Raw genomic sequence first — 18,803 nt, forward strand, 5'->3', positions numbered from 1 at the left:
CGCACTCGTCCTCACCCATTTCGAACACGGCCGACTCACCTGAAAGTCGCTGAGATCACCTCACTGTCCGGAAAGTGGGAGGCGCGCCAATGACAGTCAAGGCCTGGGTCAAGGCCCTGCGACGGTCGCTGGCGGAACCCACCGTGCAGGACGTGGTGTCGCTGTTCTCGACGATCATGAACGAAGCCGTCGACGAAGGACTGATCGCAGCGAACCCGTGCCGCCGACTGCGGATCAACACCGGCGCCGGGGATGAGCGGCCTGTCGCGACACCGGAGCAGGTGTCGATGATCGCGGGGCGGGCGCGGTTGATGGACCGTGTGATGATGATCATGGCCGCATACGGTGGGATGCGATGGGGCGAACTCGCCGGGCTCCAGTGGCAGCGGGTCGACCTGGACCGCGGCCACCTGAGCATCGACGCCAAGGACGGGGCTCTGCACGAAGTCGGCGCGACGTTGGAGTTGGGGCCGCCGAAGACCAAGGCCAGCGTCCGCACCGTGCACCTGCCGCCGTTCCTGGTCGACCTGCTCGCTGAGCTGCGCGCGTCACATCCGGGGCTCGGTATGTGTTCACGGCGTTCGAGGGTGGATGGCATCGGCGGGCGAACTTCCGGCGACGGGTCTGGCTGCCTGCCGTCGCCGGAGACGCCAAGCGTGGCTGGGATCCGATCGCGCCCGGTCTGCACTTTCATGATCTGCGTCACACGCACAACACGTGGTTGATCGAGGACCACGTTCCGGACGTCCTGCGACACCGTCGCATGGGCCATCGGCAGAAGGGGTGTCCGGGATCTACTCCCACGTCACCCCACCCATGATCACCGCGATGCTCGGCGGGTTGCAGCAGCGGTGGGAGCATTTTGGGAGCACCGATGCGGGTGACCACTACCGGGATGCAAGTGTGGTCAAGATCAGTTGCTCCCAATTTGCTCCCACAACGCAGAAACGGCCTGTCGGTGATGATCACCAACAGGCCGTCTGACCAGCGTTTATGTCTGGTGGGCGATACTGGGATTGAACCAGTGACCCCTACCGTGTCAAGGTAGTGCTCTCCCACTGAGCTAATCGCCCGAGGCGGCGGCGGGAATCGAACCCGCGTACAGGGCTTTGCAGGCCCTTGCCTAAGCCACTCGGCCACGCCGCCGTGGCTACCGCGTGGAGTTGGGGGTTATGGGATCCCCTACTCGAGCGGACGACGGGATTCGAACCCGCGACCCTCACCTTGGCAAGGTGATGCGCTACCAGCTGCGCCACGTCCGCGAAACCTGGGGCTGTGGAACGGATTCCGTGTTCCCCTCGGTGTGAGCGGAACTCTATCCGATGGCCGAATCGACGATCACAGGGGGGTCCCTGTCATGTCAGGTCGGTGGAGATGAGGTGTGTCAGTGCCTCGTCCACGTCGACCCAGAGGTGTTCGTTGCCGGGGACCACGACGTCGTACGTGCGGTCCAGGAAGTCGGCCAGTTCCTGTGCCGACGCCTCGAACACGGCGTGCCCCGACGGTGAGCTGAGCTCGATGACGACGACCTCGGGATCGTCGACCGCCGGCCGGATCCGTACGTCGCCGTTGCCTGCTTCCGCGATGAGACCGTCGGCGAGCAGGTCACGTGCGAAGACCCACTCGACCCACCCCGCGCGGCCGGTGCGGAAGGCCGCGACAACGGCGTAGGGATCGCGCGTGTCGTAGCGCAGCTCGACCTTCACGGGGACGGCAGGCGTCCGCGGCGCGAGTAGGTCGAACACCGCTGTTGAGCGGAGCGTTACGTGGTCGTTGCGCATTGTCGCTACCCCTTCTCTCCCTTCCCAGCCTTGAAACGACTGAGCCCCTGTCCCTGTGACGGTTGAAGGACCTCTTTCGATCGCACAACCCTCGCAGTTCACCCATCCGGGCCAGCATTTCAGCGGAACGCACCCGGTCCGCGACGCTCCGTGAGTCGGTGCCGTTCCGCCATTTGCATCCCTGGCAAGGACCGTCCGCACCCCGGTAGCGCCGTGGCCCGGATATTGCCCCGTGCCATCCGGCAACTTACCTCAGGGTAGGGCCATACAACCCGCGGCGAACGAGAATTTCCCCTAACCGGACACCAACTTGAGGCGGGAAAGAACCCGGCCGGACACCGGAGTGAACGACCGGGTGACGAAGGCTGACCCATACGGGTGATCGACAGTCCAAGCAGGACGGTCGTTGTCCTGGCGGTGATCAACACCTGGCTGGTGCGAGTCACCTCAAAGTTGGGTTACGGCCACCCATTCGGGGTGTAAAGCCACTCCAACTGGGTGATCTCGGCGACACGACTGCCACGCTCGGTGGCAGCCCCGCTACGCCAATCCGCCTGTGCGTAAGCGGTAAGCGCTCTGACCAGGCAAGTAGTGGCAAACGCGCCGCGCGTTGGCGAAGAGGGCTGCCCATTGCCGGACCTGCCGCCGCCGCCGCGGCGATTGTGACGCACAGCACATCACACGCAGAGGCAATTGCCGTCCACTTGATGAGTGGCGACCGCTCGCGAACGGGCGGAGAGCGAGGGGCCAGAGCGGGCGAGGTGCAGAGCGTGGCCTGGTGGGGCAGGGCGGGCGCGTCACGGTCCTCGGGCGGCGGGGGCTCGCTCAGTGGTGCGGCCAGTCGATGCAGGGGGGCGACAAGCGAACAGGATGAGGAAACGCGTCACCAGCGGGGCCGGGGCGGGTCTGGAGTTGTACCCCGGAAACAACGACGACCGACCCGGCTCGCGCGTTCTGCGAGTATGGGTCGGCCGTCGGTGGTGGGCGATACTGGGATCGAACCAGTGACCTTTCCGGTGTGAGCGGAACGCTCTCCCGCTGAGCTAATCGCCCCTCAGCGATGGCGAAAGACTACCGGATGCCTCTCAGGGGCATGCGCAGAGGGTCACCATAAGATCTTCTGATGCCTTTACCTGCGGTTAAGCCGCTCGCTGTCGTCGCTGCCCTTGGGGTGGTGCTTGCCGGGTGCTCAGGCGAGGAGGACTCGGCACCGCCCGCCATCTTCGCTGATGGGCTGGTCGGGGCCTTGGCGAAGGTTCGGGCCACGTCGGACTCCCGGACCTCCGTCGAGTACGGGGCACCCGCCCGGCTACGGGAGCTGGGCGAGCGGTTCCTGGCCCTCCAGGGCTACGGCTACGGCACCATCGCGAACACGGCGAAGCGCGTTGACGAGGCGATCGGGGTGGATCCGGGGACGTTCGACGAGGGGCTACTCGTCGGGCAGCCGCCTCGGTGGGGGTCGGTGCTCTGGGGGGACTACGACGTGGCGGCGGTGGACTCGCGGCTCGCCGGGATGGGCATCGAGCGGGCCGAGCAGGACGGGGCCACCCTCTGGACCAGTGGGGCGGACCTCGAGATCGACTTCGACGGGCCGTTCATCGGGGTGGTGCAGACCAACCAGTTCAACGTCATCCGGACGGCGGAGGGGGCCTTCGCGTTCGCTCCCGCCAGGGCCGGTGTCGAGTGGGTGTCCGTCCCCGGGGACGAGACGCTCGCCGCCGACGAGCGGATCGGTGGGCTCGCCCGCTGTCTCGGGGACGTCGTCGCCGCTCGGATCGAGCGGGAGGCCGCCGGGGTCCTGGAGGACGGGACCGAGGTGTTCTGCCTGGCCGCCGACAAGGACGCGGTGGAGAAGGCGCTGGCCGGGGACGTGCCCTCCACCAGGCAGTCGTGGGACGAGCTGCTGCCGGGAGCGACCGCCGAGGCGGACGGGGACCTGGTGCGGGTGACCGCGCCAGGCCGGGACGGCGCACCTGTCGGGCGGGTGCTGAGGGCGATGGTGACCGGGGACCTGCGGGCCCTCACATGAGAGTGAGGCCCCGCCGGTCTGAGCCGGCGGGGCCTCCACGTTCACACCGTTCAGCGGCCGTAGCTGCCCTGGGTCTGGACGTTCAGCTCGGTCATCCGCACGTGCTTCGCGGGGTTCGTGCGCCGGTCGTTGATGCTGAAGACATCAAAGCCCTTGCCGAGGTCGGACGAGAAGATGTAGCCGTTGTAGTAGTACGCCGACCAGCTGCCGCCGCCCGTGTCCGGGTCGGCCGCGGGGCCGCGCTCGATGAAGCCGATCTTCTTCGGCTTCGCCGAGTTCGTGAAGTCCCAGACCTCGATGCCGCCCATGTACCAGGCCTGGACCATGATGTCCTTGCCCTTCACCGGGATCAGCGAACCGTTGTGTGCGACGCAGTTCTCGTCGTCGGTCTGGTGGCGGTCGATCTTGAAGTAGCTCTTGAACACGAGCTTGCGGTGGTCACCGCGACCGACGATGTCGTAGATGCCGTCGGCACCGCGCTTCTCGCCGATCTCGGCGTTGCACGTCGCCGCGCCGCCGCCGCCGAGCTCGTCGGTGAAGACGACCTTGGTGCCCGCGTTGTTGAACGTCGCCGAGTGCCAGAACGCGAAGTTCTCGTCGTCCTGGATGCGGTGGAGCTCGCGCGGGTTGAGGCGGTCGGAGATGTCGAACAGCACACCGTCACCCATGCAGGCACCCGCGGCGAGGTCCTTCTCCGGGTACACGGTGATGTCGTGGCAGCCGGAGGTGGCCGACACGTAGCCATCCTCGACGTTGCCCGGGATGCCGGGGTTGCCGCCGTCCGGGAACAGCACCGGGGTTGCCGCGACTCTGGCCGCGGTCGGGTTGCGCAGCGGCACCTCGACGATCGAGAGCTTGTCGTGCGGCGGCTGGCAGCCGGAAAGCGACGCCGACGGGCTGTACGACGAGACGTACAGGTAGGCGGTCCTGCGGTCCTTCGACGGCACCAGGGTGTGCGTGTGCGAGCCACACGCGGTCTCCACGGCCTTGATGTACCGCGGTGCCCGCTTGTCGCTCACGTCGAAGATCTTGACGCCCTCCCAGTAGGCCTTGGAGCCGTCGGGCTGGGAGGTCGAGTTGCACGAGTCGTCGCTGCGACGCGAGTCGGTGGACAGGAAGACCAGGTCGCCGATGATCGAGATGTCGTTCTGCGAGCCTGGGCAGAGCACCTGGCTCACGATCCTGGTCTTCTTCGGGTTCTTGATGTCGTAGATGGTGAAGCCGAGGTAGTTGCCGACGAACGCGTAGCGACCCTGGAAGGCGATGTCGGTACCCGTCGAGCCCGCTCCGGCGAGCGGCGCGGTCTGCGGGATGTTCAGTTCGTGCTTCATGTTCGGGCTGCTGACGATCTCGTCCGCGCCGGGGAAGTCCTGTGCGGACGCCCCTGGCGCGGTGAGCACGCCGATCGCCAGGGTTGCCGCGCCGATCGCGGCGACTGACACTCTTCGACGCCAGCCGCGCAGGGTGGAGCTCACGACGGTCCCCTCTCGTGCCGTTGGGATGACACATTATGAACAGTTGGGCCGGTAATAAACTAGATCTAATCCTCGGTGGGCGGCAGATGGGAAACCGGTTTCCTGTGAGAGCGACGAACTGGACGTATCGGCTGGCCAGGGCCGGGGCGGGGGTGCTCGTCACCCTCGGTGTGCTCGGCGGCTGCACCGCTGCGCCACCGCCGACCAACTCCGCGCCCGTGATCGTGCCTGGTGCGCCGGGGGAGGAGGCCAGCACGATCCCGCCGGGCGAGGCCACTGTCAGTGAGCAGCCCGGCCCCAACGACGCGGACAAGAAGTTCGTCAAGGACATGATCGTCCATCACCGGCAGGCGGTCCACATGGCCGGACTCGCGCCGGAGCGGGCCTCGTCGAGCGATGTCAAGGGGCTCGCCAGCCGCATCCACGACGTCCAGGGTCCCGAGATCGACATGATGAACCGCTGGCTGTCCCAGCACGCCATACCGACCGTGAACCCGGACGCGCCGCACGGCCACGGCGGCGGTGCGATGCCGGGCATGGCCACGGACGAGCAGTTGGCCGAGCTCGAGAAGGCGAGGGGCGATGGCTTCGACACGCTGTTCCTGCAGCTGATGATCGCCCACCACCAGGGCGCGCTGACCATGGCCGACGAGGTGCGCAAGAACGGTATGGACATCCGCGTCCAGGAGATCGCCGACGACGTCACCGCGGAGCAGTCCGACGAGATCCGCCGCATGCGGAAGTGGCTGGACGGCTGAGCGGAAACCCGCAGGCCAACGCCCGGGGTCGCTCGATAGCATCTGCTGACCAGTATCGACCAGGGACTGAGGAGTCACCGTGTCCGAATCGCGTCCGTCTGCCGTCGAGCCCACCCCGCGAGTGGTGGTGCCGGCCGGCACCACGGCGGGCGCAGCGGTCCGCGAGGCAGGACTGCCCGGCAAGGGTCCCGACGCGATCGTCGTGGTCCGCGACGTCGACGGCCGTCTGCGGGACCTGTCCTGGACCCCGGAGGCCGACGCGCAGGTCGAACCGGTCGCGGCGAACACCGACGACGGCCGCTCGGTCATCCGGCACTCCGCCGCGCACGTGCTGGCACAGGCCGTGCAGCAGCAGTTCCCCGAGGCCAAGCTCGGCATCGGCCCGCCGGTGCGGGACGGCTTCTACTACGACTTCGACGTCGACAAGCCGTTCACCCCAGAAGACCTGCAGGCGCTCGAGAAGCGCATGAAGCAGATCGTCAAGGGCGCCCAGCGTTTCTCCCGCCGCAAGGTCGAGTCGGTCGAGGCGGCCAAGGAGGAGCTGGCGGCCGAGCCGTTCAAGCTGGAGCTGGTCGACCTCAAGTCGGATGTCGACACCGACGAGGTCATGGAGGTCGGCGGCGGCGAGCTGACCATCTACGACAATGTGGACCCGCGCACCGGCGAGCAGGTGTGGGGCGACCTGTGCCGCGGCCCGCACGTGCCGACCACCAAGCACATCCCGGCGTTCAAGCTGACCCGCGTCGCCGCCGCCTACTGGCGTGGCGATGAGAAGAACCCCCAGCTGCAGCGCATCTACGGCACCGCGTGGGAGTCGACGGAGGCGCAGGACACCCACCTGGAGCGGTTGGCCGAGGCGGAGCGCCGCGACCACCGCAAGCTGGGCGCCGAGCTGGACCTGTTCTCCTTCCCGGAGGAGATCGGGTCGGGTCTTCCGGTGTTCCACCCGAAGGGCGGCATCATCCGCCGCGAGCTGGAGAACTACTCGCGGCGCCGCCACGAGGAGTCCGGCTACGAGTTCGTCAACACCCCGCACATCACCAAGGAACAGCTGTTCCTCACCTCGGGTCACCTGCCCTACTACGCGGACACCATGTTCCCCCCGTTGAAGTTCGACGAGGAGAACTACTACCTCAAGGCCATGAACTGCCCGATGCACCACCTGATCTTCCGGTCGCGCGGGCGGTCGTACCGGGAGCTGCCGCTGCGGCTGTTCGAGTTCGGCACCGTGTACCGGTACGAGAAGTCCGGCGTGGTGCACGGCCTGACCCGTGTTCGCGGGCTGACCATGGACGACTCGCACATCTACTGCACCAAGGAGCAGATGCCCGGCGAGCTGCGGTCGCTGCTGCGGTTCGTGCTGGACCTGCTCGCCGACTACGGCCTGTCGGACTTCTACCTGGAGCTGTCGACCAAGGGCGACACCGGCAAGTTCATCGGCTCGGACGAGGAGTGGGCGGAGGCCACCGAGACGCTGCGGCAGGCCGCCGTCGACTCGGGCCTGGAGCTGGTGCCGGACCCGGGTGGCGCCGCCTACTACGGGCCGAAGATCTCGGTGCAGGCGAAGGACGCGATCGGCCGGTCGTGGCAGATGTCCACCATCCAGGTGGACTTCAACCACCCGAAGCGGTTCGAGCTGGCCTACACGGCCTCCGACGGTTCCCGCCAGATGCCGGTCGTGCTGCACCGTGCCCTGTTCGGGTCGATCGAGCGGTTCTTCGGGGTGCTGACCGAGCACTACGCCGGTGCGTTCCCCGCGTGGCTCGCGCCGGTGCAGGTGGTGGGCATCCCGATCGCCGACGAGCACGCGCCGCACCTTCAGGCCGTGGCGGAGAGGCTGCGTGCCGAGGGGATCCGCGCCGACGTGGACACCTCCGACGACCGCATGCAGAAGAAGATCCGCAACCACACCACCCAGAAGGTGCCGTTCATGCTGCTCGCGGGTGGTAAGGACGTGGCGGCGGGCGCGGTGTCGTTCCGTTTCCGCGACGGCAGCCAGATCAACGGCGTGCCGGTCGACGAGGCGGTGCGCACCGTGGTCGAGTGGGTGGGACGCAGGGAGAACACGTCGCCGTCAGCCGAGGTGGTCGAGGTCGAGAACTAGGATCGGGTTCGAAGTTCGGGGAGGCGGAACAGCCGATGACCGGTGCGGAGTTCGACGAGCAGGATGGCGTCGGTGTGCCCGACGCGTTGCAGCGCCTGTGGACCCCGCATCGCATGGCCTACATCAGGGGTGAGGGCAAGCCCGTCGGCGAGGAGGCCGACGGGTGCCCGTTCTGCCGCCTGCCGGGCCTCGACGACGTCGACGCGCTGATCATCGCGCGTGGCGAACTGGTGTACGGGGTGCTGAACCTCTACCCGTACAACCCGGGTCACCTGATGGTGGTGCCGTACCGGCACGTCGCCGACTACACCGACCTGACGCCGGAGGAGACGACGGAGCTGGCGGTGTTCACCCAGAAGGCGATGACCGTCGTCCGGTCGGTGTCGGCGCCGCACGGGTTCAACGTCGGCATGAACCAGGGCGTGATCGCAGGCGCCGGGATCGCCGCGCACCTGCACCAGCACGTGGTGCCCAGATGGGGTGGCGACGCGAACTTCATGCCGGTGGTCGGGCACACGAAGGTGCTGCCGCAGCTGCTGGCGGAGACCCGCGGGCTGCTCGCGAAGGCCTGGGCCGGGATGCCGTGAAGGGTCCGTTCGAGCAGCTCGAACGGACCCTTCGACAGCGGCGCCGAAGCCGGGCTCAGGCCTGCGGCTGACGGAGGTTCGCCTCGGCCTCGATGTGGATGTCGATCTTGTCGGCGACGACCGCGACGCCGTTCTGCACGCCCTCGAAGTTGACGTTGAAGTCCCTGCGGTTGATCGACGCGGTACCCGAGAAGCCCGCGACGGCGCCGCCACCGGTGAGCGGGTTCTCGCCGATGCCGTTCAGCTCGAAGGTCAGCGGCACGACCTTGGTGATGCCCTTGAGCGTGAGTTCGCCGTCGAGCACGAACTTGTCGCCGTCCTGGCGGACGCCGGCCGCCCGGTAGGTCATCGTCGGGTACTTCTCGACCTCGAAGAAGTCGGCCGAGCGCAGGTGGCCGTCGCGCTGGTCGCTGTTCGTGGTGATCGAGTTCAGGTCGATCTCGATGTCCACGCTCGACTCGAGCGGGTTCTCGGCGGCCACGATCGTGCCGCTGAAGTTCGCGAACCGGCCGCGGACCTTCGTGACCACCAGGTGGCGGACGACGAAACCCACTTCGGAGTGCGCCTGGTCGATGTCCCAGGTACCGGCGACGTAACCCGGGATCTCGATGCTGGTGGCACTGCTCATCTGGAAGGTCCTCCTGTGGAGATAGTTGAGAGATCAGTTGTTGAACGATCAACCGTGACAGTACACCTACATGATTGAGAGTTCAACAAGTACACTGGTGACATGTCAGAGACCCGCTGGTTGACCGACCGCGAACAGGAGATCTGGCGTTCGTACCTGTCGGCGACCCTTGGGCTGGCCGACGCGCTCGCCCGGCAGCTCCAACGGGACGCCGGGATGCCGCACGCGTACTACGAGATCCTCGTCGCGCTGTCCGAGGCGCCGGACCGCACGCTGCGCATGAGCGAGCTGGCCGGTGTCCGCAACTCGTCCCGCAGCAGGCTGTCGCACGCCGTCGCCCGCCTCGAGGAGGCAGGCTGGGTGTGCCGCCGCGACTGCCCGACCGACAAGCGCGGCTCGTACGCGATGCTGACCGACGCGGGCTTCGCCGCGCTCGACGCGGCGGCGCCAGGCCATGTGACCGAGGTGCGGGAGCGGCTGTTCGACCAGCTCACCCCGGAGCAGGTGGAACAGCTGGGCGAGATCAGCAGGGCCATCCAGCGTGGCCTGGGCACGCCGCCCGCGGTGACCTGCCCGAGCCTCACGGCGGAGGGCCGCGCGTCCTGACCGACGCGGGGCGGAACGGGCCACCGAACCCAGTAGGCTGCTGAAGCCATCAGCCGTTCACCCGTCCGTGAGGCTCACCGCCCCCATGCTGAACATCTTCGCCAGAGCCTCGGTCTCACGTGTCACCGACCCGATCGGTGCCGCGCTGGTACGGATCGGCCTCACGCCGAACGGGATGACCGTCATCGGCACCGCGGGTGCGGTCGGCTTCGCGCTCTGGCTGTTCCCCGCCGGGCACCTGCTGGCGGGCACGTTCGTCGTGTGGGGCTTCGTCATGCTCGACCTGCTCGACGGCGCGATGGCGCGGGCGCGGGGCGGTGGCACGAAGTTCGGCGGGGTGCTCGACTCGGTGTGCGACCGGATCGCCGACGGCGCGTTGATGGCGGGCATCGCGTGGTACGCCTTCGAGGTGGCCGACCGCAGACCACTCGCCGCGGCCGCGTTGATCTGCCTCGTGCTCGGCCAGGTCATCTCCTACATCAAGGCACGAGCGGAGGCGTCCGGGCTGTCCGCCAACGTCGGGCTCGTCGAGCGGGCGGAGCGGCTGATCATCGCGCTGGTCGGCACCGGCCTGCAGGGGCTCGGCGTGCCCTACGCGGTCGACGTGGCACTGTGGCTGCTCGTCGCCGGTTCGGCGATCACAGTGGGGCAGCGGCTGGTCGCGGTGCGGCAGTCGGCGGCAGCGGAGGCTACCTGACATGAGCGGAGCTTGCGGAGCGAATCGTCGAGGTCGAGCCTGCGAGGGGGCGGTATGAAAGCTGCGCAACGGTTGTCCGACCTCGCGTACGCAACGGGCTGGGGCGTCGTGCGGGGCCTCCCGGAGCCGGTGGCGAACGGGCTGTTCCGGGCCGCGGCCGACTTCGGCGCGCGCCGCAACGGGCCGGGGGTCCAGCAGCTGCGCCGCAACTACGCGCGTGTCGTGCCCCAGGCCGGGCCCGCCGAGCTGGACGAACTCGTCCACGCGGGCCTGCGGTCGTACGCGAGGTACTGGAAGGAAGCCTTCCGGCTCCCCGGGATGGACCACAAGAAGCTCTACCAGCAGGTGAACGAGAGGTTCGTCGGCGCGGCGCTGATCGACGCGGCCCTCGAACGCGGCAAGGGCGCGGTCATGGCGCTGCCGCACACCGGCAACTTCGACATCTCCGGCATCTGGATGGTCGGCCACCACGGCTCGTTCACCACCGTCGCAGAACGGCTCAAGCCAGAGTCGCTCTACCAGCGGTTCGCCTCCTACCGCGAGTCGCTCGGGTTCGAGATCCTGCCCAGCGAGGGCGGCGCGTACCGGCTGCTGATCGAACGCCTGCGCGCCAACAAGATCGTGTGCCTGGTCGCCGACCGGGACCTGTCGAAGCGGGGTATCCCGGTCACGTTCTTCGGCGAGGAGGCCCGCATGCCGTCCGGCCCGGCCCGGCTCGCGGCGGTCACCGGCGCGGAGCTGCTGATCGCGGACAACACCTTCACCGAGGACGGCTGGGGCGTGCGGATCCACACCCCGATCGTCGTGCACGGCCGCGAGGACGTCGCGCCCGCGACACAGCGGATGGCCGACGCGTTCGCCGCCGACATCGCCACGCACCCGGCCGACTGGCACATGATGCAGAAGCTCTGGCTCGCCGACCTCGACGACGAGCGGCGGAAGGCGCTGCAGGGATCGCGATGAAGATCGGCATCGTGTGCCCGTACTCCTTCGAGGTCCCCGGAGGGGTGCAGGGCCACGTGCTCGACCTGGCCAAGGCGCTGCGCAAGCGCGGTCACGAGGTCGACGTGCTCGCGCCAGCCGACGAGGACACGCCGCTGCCCGACTTCGTCCACCCGACCGGCCGCTCGGTCGGCATCCCCTACAACGGCTCGGTGGCGCGGCTGTCGTTCGGGCCGGTGTCCTACCGGCGGGTGCGCCGCTGGATCCGCGAGCACGACTTCGACGTGCTGCACCTGCACGAGCCGACGACGCCGAGCCTTTCGCTGCTGGCGCTGATGATCGCCGACGGCCCGATCGTCGCGACCTTCCACACGTCCACCTCGCGGTCGCGCACGCTGAGCGCGTTCGAGCCGGTGCTGCGGCCGTTCCTGGAGAAGATCACCGCGCGGATCGCCGTGTCCGCGCTCGCGCGCCGCGTGCAGGTCGAACACCTCGGTGGGGACGCCGTGGAGATCCCCAACGGCGTGGACGTCGAGTTCTTCTCCGCCGCGGAGCCGCTGCCGGGCTACCCCCGCGACGGCGGCACGGTGGGGTTCGTCGGCCGGTTCACCGAGCCGCGCAAGGGCATGCCGGTCCTGTTGTCCGCGTTGCGGATCCTCGCACCGGAGTTCCCCGGGCTGCGGCTGCTCGTGGTGGGCGGCGGCGACCAGGACGAGCTGCGCCGCGAGGCGGGCAGGGAGCTGGCCGACCGGCTCGAGCTGCTCGGGCAGGCCGACGACGCGATGAAGGCACGCGCGCTGCGCAGCGTCGACGTGTACTGCGCGCCGAACACCGGCGGCGAGAGCTTCGGGATGATCCTGACGGAGGCGATGTCGGCGGGCGCCGCGGTGGTCGGCAGCGACCTCGACGCGTTCCGGCGGGTGCTCGACGACGGTCGCGCCGGTGCCCTGTTCCCGGTCGGTGACCCGGTCGGTCTGGCCGACGCGCTGCGCGGGATGCTTGTCTCCCCGCAGCGGCGCGAGTCGTTCGTGGCGGCCGCCCGCAGGCGGGTGACGGCGTTCGACTGGACGGTGCTGTCCGGCCAGGTGCTGCGGGTCTACGAGCAGGCGATCGCCGCCGACCCGCGGCGGATCGTCGAGTCAGATGCCGGTCTCGAGTCTGGTGAGGTGTCGTGAGCCGAGCTTGCGGAGCGGACCATCGGTGTTCAGGACGCTGCCGAGCCTGCGGAGCGTTGCTGCGCCACGGAGCGGGTGAGGGAGCGTCGTGACAGCGTTGGTCGTCACGCTTGTCGTCGTTGTCGTCCTCGTTGCCCTGGTGCTGGGGCTGTGGCTCGCCGCGACCGCGAACCGGCTGGACCGGCTGCACGTGCGCACCGACGCGGCGTGGGCGGCACTGGACGCGGCACTGGCGCGGCGGGCGGTCGTTGCCCGTGCCGCCGCGGCGGCCATCCGGCTGGACGACGTCAGTGCCGACCGGCTGCGCGCCGAGGCCGAACGCGCCGAGCGCACCCCGCGGGAGGAACGCGAGGAGGCCGAGAACCGCCTGTCGCTGCAGCTCGCGGCCGTCGACAGGGCCAAGCTGCCGCTGGCGCTGGCTGCCGAGCTGCTCGACGCGGAGCACCGCGTGGTCATCGCCCGCCGGGTGCACAACGACGCGGTCCGCGACACGCTCACGCAGCGGCGCAGGCGGCTGGTGCGGTGGCTGAAGCTCGCCGGGACGGCCAGGCAGCCGGAGTACTTCGAGATCGTCGAGCCGACCCTGTCCGGTGAGCCGGACGGGGCGCCGCTGCCGCGCCCGTCGGCACGGGTGCTGCTGCTCGACCCGGAACGCAGGGTGCTGCTGTTCAACGGCCACGACCCGATCCGCCCGGAGGCGCGGTTCTGGTTCACCGTCGGCGGCGGCGTCGAGCCGGGGGAGGACCTGCGGTCGGCCGCGTTGCGGGAGCTGGCCGAGGAGACCGGCGTGAAGCTGTCCGATGACGCGCTCGTGGGCCCGGTGTGGCGGCGCCGGGTCGCGTTCAGCTTCGACGGCCGCACCTACGACGGCGAGGAGTGGTTCTTCGTCGCCGACATGGCCGACGAGGTGCACGTCGACACGTCGGGCTTCACCGACGTCGAGAACGACGTCGTCGACGGCCACCGGTGGTGGACGGTCCATGAGCTGCGCGAGACCGACGAGACCGTGTACCCCGTTCAGCTGCCGACGCTGCTGCCCAGCGTGCTGACGGCCAAGTGGGACGGCACGGTCCGCACGGTCCGCTGAAGGTCACGCTTTCGGAAGACCGGTTCAGGTGAACTGGGCGGCCAGGGACTCGGGCAGCGGGTCGTAGCGGCTGAAGGTACGGGTGAACGTGGCCGAGCCGGACGTGATGGAACGCAGGTCGATCGCGTACCGCAGCAACGAGGTCGCCGGGACCTCGGCGCGGACCACGCTGTAGCCCGGCGTCGGGTCGGCCTCCGTGCCGAGCACGCGGCCGCGCCGGGACGACAGGTCGCCCAGCACGGTGCCGAGGTGCTCGTCGGGCAGTCGCACCGCCACCGCGTCGACCGGTTCCAGCAGCGAGAGCCGGCCGTTGGCGGCCGCGTCCTTCAACGCGAGCGAACCGGCCATCTGGAACGCCGCGTCGGAGGAGTCGACGCTGTGCGCCTTGCCGTCGAACAGGGTCACGCGCAGATCGACCACCGGGTAACCGGCCTGCAGCCCCTTCTCCAGCTGCGCCCGCACCCCCTTCTCGACCGACCCGATGAACTGGGACGGCACGGAACCGCCGACGACCTTGTCCGCGAACTCGAACCCGGACCCGGCCGGCAGCGGCTCGACCTCGATGTCGCACACGGCGTACTGGCCGTGCCCGCCGGACTGCTTGACGTGCCGGCCGTGCCCGCGTGCCTTGGTCGCGAACGTCTCCCGCAGCGCGATCTTCACCGGTTCTGTGTCGACGTCAGCGCCACCGGCCCGCAGCCGCGCCAGCACGACGTCCGCGTGCGCCTCGCCCATGCACCACAGCACGAGCTGGTGGGTCTCGGCGTTGCGTTCCAGTCGCAGCGTCGGGTCCCCGGCGACGAGCCGGGACAGGTTGCGGGACAACGTGTCCTCGTCGCTGCGGGTCTTCGCGACCACCGCCACCGGCAGCAGCGGTTCGGGCATCGGCCACGGCCGCATCAGCAGTGGCTTCTCGGGGCTGGAGACGGTGTCGCCGGTCTCGGCCGACCCGAGTTTGGTCAGCGCGCAGATGTCGCCGGCGACGCAGTGCGTGACCTCGCGCAGGTTCGAGCCGAGCGGGGAGTAGATGTGTGCGACGCGTTCGTCGACGTCGTGGTCCTCGTGGCCGCGGTCGGCCATGCCGTGCCCGGAGATGTGGACCGGCCGCTCCGGCCGCAGCGTCCCGGAGAACACCCGGACGAGTGACACGCGGCCGACGTAGGAGTCGATGGCGGTGCGCACGACCTCGGCCACCAGCGGCCCGTCGGGGTCGGCGGAGATCCGGCCGCCGCCAGTGCCGAGGTCGCGGCCGTTGACGTCGGTCACGGCCGGCACCGGGTGCTCGAGCGGTGACGGGAACGCACCGGTCAGCGCCTCCAGCAGCTCGGCGAGACCAACACCGCTGGTCGCGCAGACGGGAAGGACGGGGTGGAAGGAGCCGCGGGCGACCGCGGTCTCGAGGTCGCTGATCAGCGTCTCGGTCTCGATGTCCTCGCCTTCGAGGTAGCGGTCCATGAGGGTCTCGTCCTCGCTCTCGGCGATGATGCCCTCGATGAGCTCGTTGCGTGCCTCGTCGATCCGCGCGAGGTCGGCCTCGTCCGGCTCGCCGACCCGGGGCGGGAAGCCGTTCGAGTAGTCGAGGAACCGGCGGGTGATGAGCCCCAGCAGGCCCGGCCTGTCCGTCGAGGGGAGGTACAGCGGCAGCACGCCCGCGCCGAAGGCCTCCTGGCAGGCCCGGATCTCCGCGCCGGCGTCCGCGCGCTGGTGGTCGAGGCGCGCGACGACCACCGCCCTCGGCATGCCCACCGCGGCGCACTCCTCCCACAGTGCGATGGTCGCCGGGTCGACGCCCTCGGCCGCGCACACGACGAACAGGGCGGCGTCCGCGGCCCGCAGGCCCGCCCGCACCTCGCCGACGAAGTCCGCGTATCCGGGGGTGTCGATCAGGTTGATCTTGACGTCGTTGTGGACCAGCGGCGCGACGGACAGCCCGACGGAGCGCTGCTGGCGCTGGGCGGCGGGGTCGTGGTCGCAGACGGTGGTGCCCTCGGTGACCGAGCCCGCCCTGCTGATCACGCCCGCGGTGGTGAGCAGGGCTTCTGTGAGGGTGGTCTTCCCGGAGCCGGACGGCCCGACGAGAACGATGTTCCGCACCTTGGCCGGGTCGTCCACAGCGACCGCGGCTCCGCCGTCACCGTTGTCTGAGTGTTTGCTGGCCATGCCACTCACCCTTTCCGCTTGACCGCACTGTCAGCCGGATGGTCGGTGTGTTCGCCTATGTGCTCGATCTCACACCTGTTTGCCTGGTCGGACAACCCCGACCGGCGAAGTGGCCTGGCGAGATACCTCCGGATTGGCACGCTGGGAATGGCCACATCGCGCCTAGACTGGTTGGGGAATCCACATAGGAAGGACGATTTGGTGACCGAGGTTTCTGAGACCGCAGCCAGTACGCCGGAGACCGGCACGGCCCGCGTCAAGCGGGGTATGGCGGAGATGCTCAAGGGCGGCGTGATCATGGACGTGGTCACCGCCGAGCAGGCGAAGATCGCCGAGGACGCGGGTGCGGTCGCGGTGATGGCGCTCGAGCGCGTGCCAGCGGACATCCGCGCACAGGGCGGCGTCGCCAGGATGAGCGACCCCGACCTGATCGACGGGATCATCGAAGCGGTCTCCATCCCGGTGATGGCCAAGGCCCGCATCGGCCACTTCGTGGAGGCGCAGGTCCTGCAGTCGCTCGGTGTCGACTACGTCGACGAGTCCGAGGTGCTCACCCCGGCCGACTACGCCAACCACATCGACAAGTGGCAGTTCACCGTGCCGTTCGTGTGCGGTGCGACGAACCTGGGCGAGGCGCTGCGCCGGATCACCGAGGGCGCTGCCATGATCCGCTCGAAGGGCGAGGCGGGCACGGGTGACGTGTCGAACGCGACCACGCACATGCGCAGGATCCGCGGCGAGATCAAGCGGCTGACGTCGCTGCCCGAGGACGAGCTGTTCGTCGCCGCCAAGGAACTGCAGGCGCCCTACGAGCTGGTCAGGGAAGTGGCACGGCTGGGCAAGCTGCCGGTGGTGCTGTTCACCGCGGGTGGCATCGCGACCCCGGCCGACGCGGCGATGATGATGCAGCTCGGCGCCGAGGGCGTATTCGTCGGCTCCGGCATCTTCAAGTCGGGCGAGCCGGCCAGGCGCGCGGAGGCGATCGTGAAGGCGACCGCGTTCCACGACGACCCCGACGTGCTCGCGAAGGTGTCGCGCGGCCTCGGCGAGGCCATGGTCGGCATCAACGTCGAGGACGTGCCCGAGCCGCACCGGCTCGCCGAGCGCGGCTGGTAATCACCTACACGTGCTCGGACACCAGCACCGACGCGGTGCCGGGTTCGAGCGCTTCGAAGACGTGCGGGAGGTCGCCCGGGTAGGCGACGTAGTCACCCGGGCCGACCTCCACCGGGTCCTCGGTGAGCCCGATCCGCGCCCGGCCGGAGCACAGCACGACGTGCTCCACCACGCCGGGCATGTGCGGTTCGGACTCGCGGGCCGACCCTGGCTCGGCGGTGATCAGGTAGATGTCGCGGCGAGCGTTCGGCGGGCAGGACGCCAGCAGGGTGGCCACGTAGTCCGCCCGTTCGGAGTACACCGCCGGGCCCTCGCCTGCGCGGATGACCTGCACCTTCGGGCGCGAGGGTTCGACGAGCCTGCTGAACGGGACGTCGAGCGCGACCCCGAGCGCCCACAGGGTTTCCACGCTCGGGTTGCCGTTCGCCGCCTCCAGCTGGGACAGCGTGGACTTCGCGATACCGGCCCGCTTGGCCAGCTCGGACAGCGACAGACCGGCGCGTTCCCGCTCCCGCCGGAGCGAGAAGGCGATGACGTCGAGCGGCGCCTGTGCCATGGGTGACCTCCCGTGTTCGCTCTGTGAGACCGACCGTTCGTCTTGACGAACGGCTCGACTGGTGTTCATCATAAAAGACATGCGTTCGATTTGGCGAACCCTGACTCCCGGGCTGCGACGCGACATGCTGGCGATGGCCGGTGCGATCGCGGTCGTCGGCGTGTCCTTCGGCGCGATCGCCGTGGCGAGCGGCCTCGACTGGTGGATGCCGAGTGCGTTGTCCGTGCTGGTGTTCGCGGGTGGGTCACAGTTCATGGTGGTCGGCGTGGTGGCCGCGGGCGGCGGGCTGGTCGCCGCCGTGCTCGGCGCCCTGCTGCTCAACGCGCGGCACCTGCCGTTCGGCCTCGCGGTCGGCGACATCATGGGCAGCGGGCGCCTCGCGCGGGCGGTCGGCTCGCACCTGATGATCGACGAGTCGGTGGCCTTCGCGATGGCGCAGAAGGACCCGGGGCGGGCACGGGCCGTGTTCTGGTTCCTCGGCACCACCGCGTTCGTCGTGTGGAACCTCGGGACGATCGTCGGCACCGCCGCGGGGCAGGTCATCCGCGACACCGACGCGTTCGGCCTGGACGCGGCGTTCCCCGCCGCGCTGCTGGCGCTGCTGCTGCCGTCGCTGAGAAACGCCCGCACCCGCAACGCGGCACTGCTCGGCGCGGTGGTCGCGCTCGCCACGACCCCGTTCCTGCCCGCGGGGGTGCCGGTGCTGCTGTCGCTGGTCGGGCTGGTCGCGCTGATCCCGGCACGGAAGAAGGAGACGGTGACCGCATGACGATCACCGCGATCCTGGTCCTCGCGGCGGGCACGTACGCCTTCCGGCTCGCCGGGCCGCTGCTGCGGGCCCGCCTGGCCAAGGCGGGTGGCACCGCCGAGGTGCCGCCACGCGTCGAGGAACTGCTGTCCACCGCGGCCACCGTCCTGCTGGTCGCGCTGGTCGCGACGGCCGCGCTCACCGACGGCGGCGGCTTCGCCGGGATCGCCCTGCCTGCCGGGGTGCTGACCGGTGGCGTGCTGGCCTGGCGGCGCGCGCCGTTCGTCGTGGTGGTCGTCGTGGCCGCCGCTGTCGCGGCCGGGCTGCGGGCGCTCGGCGTGCCATAAGTAAGCT

The 18,803-nt window shown here is 69.4% G+C and carries 18 protein-coding genes and 4 tRNA genes; 13 read left to right on the forward strand and 9 right to left on the reverse strand.

Translation table 11 applies throughout. The features are described from left to right. Positions 1-89 precede the first annotated feature (89 nt). Complete coding sequence (locus tag ACFPCV_RS28105) at positions 90-725, forward strand: site-specific integrase (RefSeq protein ID WP_378059382.1); 636 nt, start codon at positions 90-92, stop codon at positions 723-725. Positions 726-998: 273 nt separating this feature from the next. Here the strand turns inward: ACFPCV_RS28105 and ACFPCV_RS28110 are convergent. From ACFPCV_RS28110 to ACFPCV_RS28130, 5 genes are all read right to left on the reverse strand, one after another. Then, a tRNA-Val gene (locus ACFPCV_RS28110) sits at positions 999-1,073 on the reverse strand. 1 nt (position 1,074) lies between these two features. Then, positions 1,075-1,146 (reverse strand) — tRNA-Cys (locus ACFPCV_RS28115). Between the two features lie 43 nt (positions 1,147-1,189). Beyond that, a tRNA-Gly gene (locus ACFPCV_RS28120) sits at positions 1,190-1,262 on the reverse strand. 93 nt (positions 1,263-1,355) lie between these two features. Further along, a complete protein-coding gene (locus ACFPCV_RS28125) occupies positions 1,356-1,781 on the reverse strand; it encodes an SsgA family sporulation/cell division regulator (protein ID WP_075123646.1) in 426 nt (141 codons plus the stop codon). Between the two features lie 978 nt (positions 1,782-2,759). Continuing rightward, a tRNA-Val gene (locus tag ACFPCV_RS28130) sits at positions 2,760-2,834 on the reverse strand. A 193-nt stretch (positions 2,835-3,027) separates the two neighbouring features. Between ACFPCV_RS28130 and ACFPCV_RS28135 the strand changes: the two genes are divergently transcribed. Beyond that, a complete protein-coding gene (locus ACFPCV_RS28135; RefSeq protein ID WP_378059383.1) occupies positions 3,028-3,810 on the forward strand; it encodes a hypothetical protein in 783 nt (260 codons plus the stop codon). A gap of 50 nt (positions 3,811-3,860) precedes the next feature. Here ACFPCV_RS28135 and ACFPCV_RS28140 read toward each other — a convergent pair whose 3' ends face one another. Further along, positions 3,861-5,285 carry an LVIVD repeat-containing protein gene (locus tag ACFPCV_RS28140; RefSeq protein ID WP_378059384.1) on the reverse strand — a complete coding sequence of 475 codons (1,425 nt, stop codon included), beginning with the start codon at positions 5,283-5,285 and terminating at the stop codon, positions 3,861-3,863. A gap of 104 nt (positions 5,286-5,389) precedes the next feature. Between ACFPCV_RS28140 and ACFPCV_RS28145 the strand changes: the two genes are divergently transcribed. The 3 genes from ACFPCV_RS28145 to ACFPCV_RS28155 all read left to right on the forward strand — a co-directional run bounded on the left by ACFPCV_RS28145 (position 5,390) and on the right by ACFPCV_RS28155 (position 8,734). Further along, positions 5,390-6,043, forward strand: coding sequence for a DUF305 domain-containing protein (locus ACFPCV_RS28145; protein ID WP_378059385.1), 654 nt, complete (start codon positions 5,390-5,392; stop codon positions 6,041-6,043). Between the two features lie 79 nt (positions 6,044-6,122). Beyond that, positions 6,123-8,147, forward strand: a complete 2,025-nt coding sequence (gene thrS, locus ACFPCV_RS28150) for a threonine--tRNA ligase (protein ID WP_378059386.1) — start codon at positions 6,123-6,125, stop codon at positions 8,145-8,147. A gap of 35 nt (positions 8,148-8,182) precedes the next feature. Beyond that, entirely contained in the window at positions 8,183-8,734 is a 552-nt protein-coding gene (locus ACFPCV_RS28155) for an HIT family protein (protein WP_378059387.1), read from the forward strand. Positions 8,735-8,789: 55 nt separating this feature from the next. Here ACFPCV_RS28155 and ACFPCV_RS28160 read toward each other — a convergent pair whose 3' ends face one another. After that, positions 8,790-9,362: a YceI family protein gene (locus ACFPCV_RS28160; protein ID WP_378059388.1), complete on the reverse strand. Its 573-nt coding sequence runs from the start codon at positions 9,360-9,362 to the stop codon at positions 8,790-8,792. Between the two features lie 102 nt (positions 9,363-9,464). Between ACFPCV_RS28160 and ACFPCV_RS28165 the strand changes: the two genes are divergently transcribed. The 5 genes from ACFPCV_RS28165 to ACFPCV_RS28185 all read left to right on the forward strand — a co-directional run bounded on the left by ACFPCV_RS28165 (position 9,465) and on the right by ACFPCV_RS28185 (position 13,869). Then, positions 9,465-9,968 (forward strand): MarR family winged helix-turn-helix transcriptional regulator, encoded by a 504-nt coding sequence (locus ACFPCV_RS28165; protein WP_378059389.1) that lies wholly within the window; start codon positions 9,465-9,467, stop codon positions 9,966-9,968. An 85-nt stretch (positions 9,969-10,053) separates the two neighbouring features. Then, a complete protein-coding gene (gene pgsA / locus ACFPCV_RS28170) occupies positions 10,054-10,665 on the forward strand; it encodes a phosphatidylinositol phosphate synthase (protein ID WP_378059390.1) in 612 nt (203 codons plus the stop codon). Positions 10,666-10,719: 54 nt separating this feature from the next. Then, positions 10,720-11,628: a phosphatidylinositol mannoside acyltransferase gene (locus tag ACFPCV_RS28175; protein WP_378059391.1), complete on the forward strand. Its 909-nt coding sequence runs from the start codon at positions 10,720-10,722 to the stop codon at positions 11,626-11,628. Next, positions 11,625-12,782 carry a glycosyltransferase family 4 protein gene (locus ACFPCV_RS28180; RefSeq protein WP_378059392.1) on the forward strand — a complete coding sequence of 386 codons (1,158 nt, stop codon included), beginning with the start codon at positions 11,625-11,627 and terminating at the stop codon, positions 12,780-12,782. The genes ACFPCV_RS28175 and ACFPCV_RS28180 overlap by 4 nt, the downstream gene beginning before the upstream one ends. 88 nt (positions 12,783-12,870) lie before the next feature. After that, positions 12,871-13,869 carry an NUDIX hydrolase gene (locus ACFPCV_RS28185; RefSeq protein ID WP_378059393.1) on the forward strand — a complete coding sequence of 333 codons (999 nt, stop codon included), beginning with the start codon at positions 12,871-12,873 and terminating at the stop codon, positions 13,867-13,869. Positions 13,870-13,893: 24 nt separating this feature from the next. On the opposite strand, the gene ACFPCV_RS28190 is transcribed toward ACFPCV_RS28185, so the two are convergent. Then, entirely contained in the window at positions 13,894-16,029 is a 2,136-nt protein-coding gene (locus ACFPCV_RS28190; protein WP_378059394.1) for an elongation factor G-like protein EF-G2, read from the reverse strand. Positions 16,030-16,230: 201 nt separating this feature from the next. On the opposite strand from ACFPCV_RS28190, the gene pdxS reads away from it, so the two are divergent. Continuing rightward, a complete protein-coding gene (pdxS, locus tag ACFPCV_RS28195; RefSeq protein WP_378059395.1) occupies positions 16,231-17,145 on the forward strand; it encodes a pyridoxal 5'-phosphate synthase lyase subunit PdxS in 915 nt (304 codons plus the stop codon). 4 nt (positions 17,146-17,149) lie between these two features. Here pdxS and ACFPCV_RS28200 read toward each other — a convergent pair whose 3' ends face one another. Continuing rightward, the gene (locus tag ACFPCV_RS28200; RefSeq protein ID WP_378059396.1) at positions 17,150-17,701 is read right to left on the reverse strand and encodes a helix-turn-helix domain-containing protein; all 552 of its coding nucleotides are present in this window, start codon (positions 17,699-17,701) and stop codon (positions 17,150-17,152) included. 79 nt (positions 17,702-17,780) lie between these two features. Between ACFPCV_RS28200 and ACFPCV_RS28205 the strand changes: the two genes are divergently transcribed. Together ACFPCV_RS28205 and ACFPCV_RS28210 are read left to right on the forward strand one after the other, a co-directional pair. Next, positions 17,781-18,470: an AzlC family ABC transporter permease gene (locus ACFPCV_RS28205; protein ID WP_378059397.1), complete on the forward strand. Its 690-nt coding sequence runs from the start codon at positions 17,781-17,783 to the stop codon at positions 18,468-18,470. Next, positions 18,467-18,796 (forward strand): AzlD domain-containing protein, encoded by a 330-nt coding sequence (locus tag ACFPCV_RS28210; RefSeq protein WP_378059398.1) that lies wholly within the window; start codon positions 18,467-18,469, stop codon positions 18,794-18,796. Before ACFPCV_RS28205 ends, ACFPCV_RS28210 begins: the two co-directional genes overlap by 4 nt. Positions 18,797-18,803: the final 7 nt, after the last annotated feature.

This window comes from Actinophytocola glycyrrhizae, assembly GCF_042653545.1.
Taxonomy (GTDB): Bacteria; Actinomycetota; Actinomycetes; order Mycobacteriales; family Pseudonocardiaceae; genus Actinophytocola; species Actinophytocola glycyrrhizae.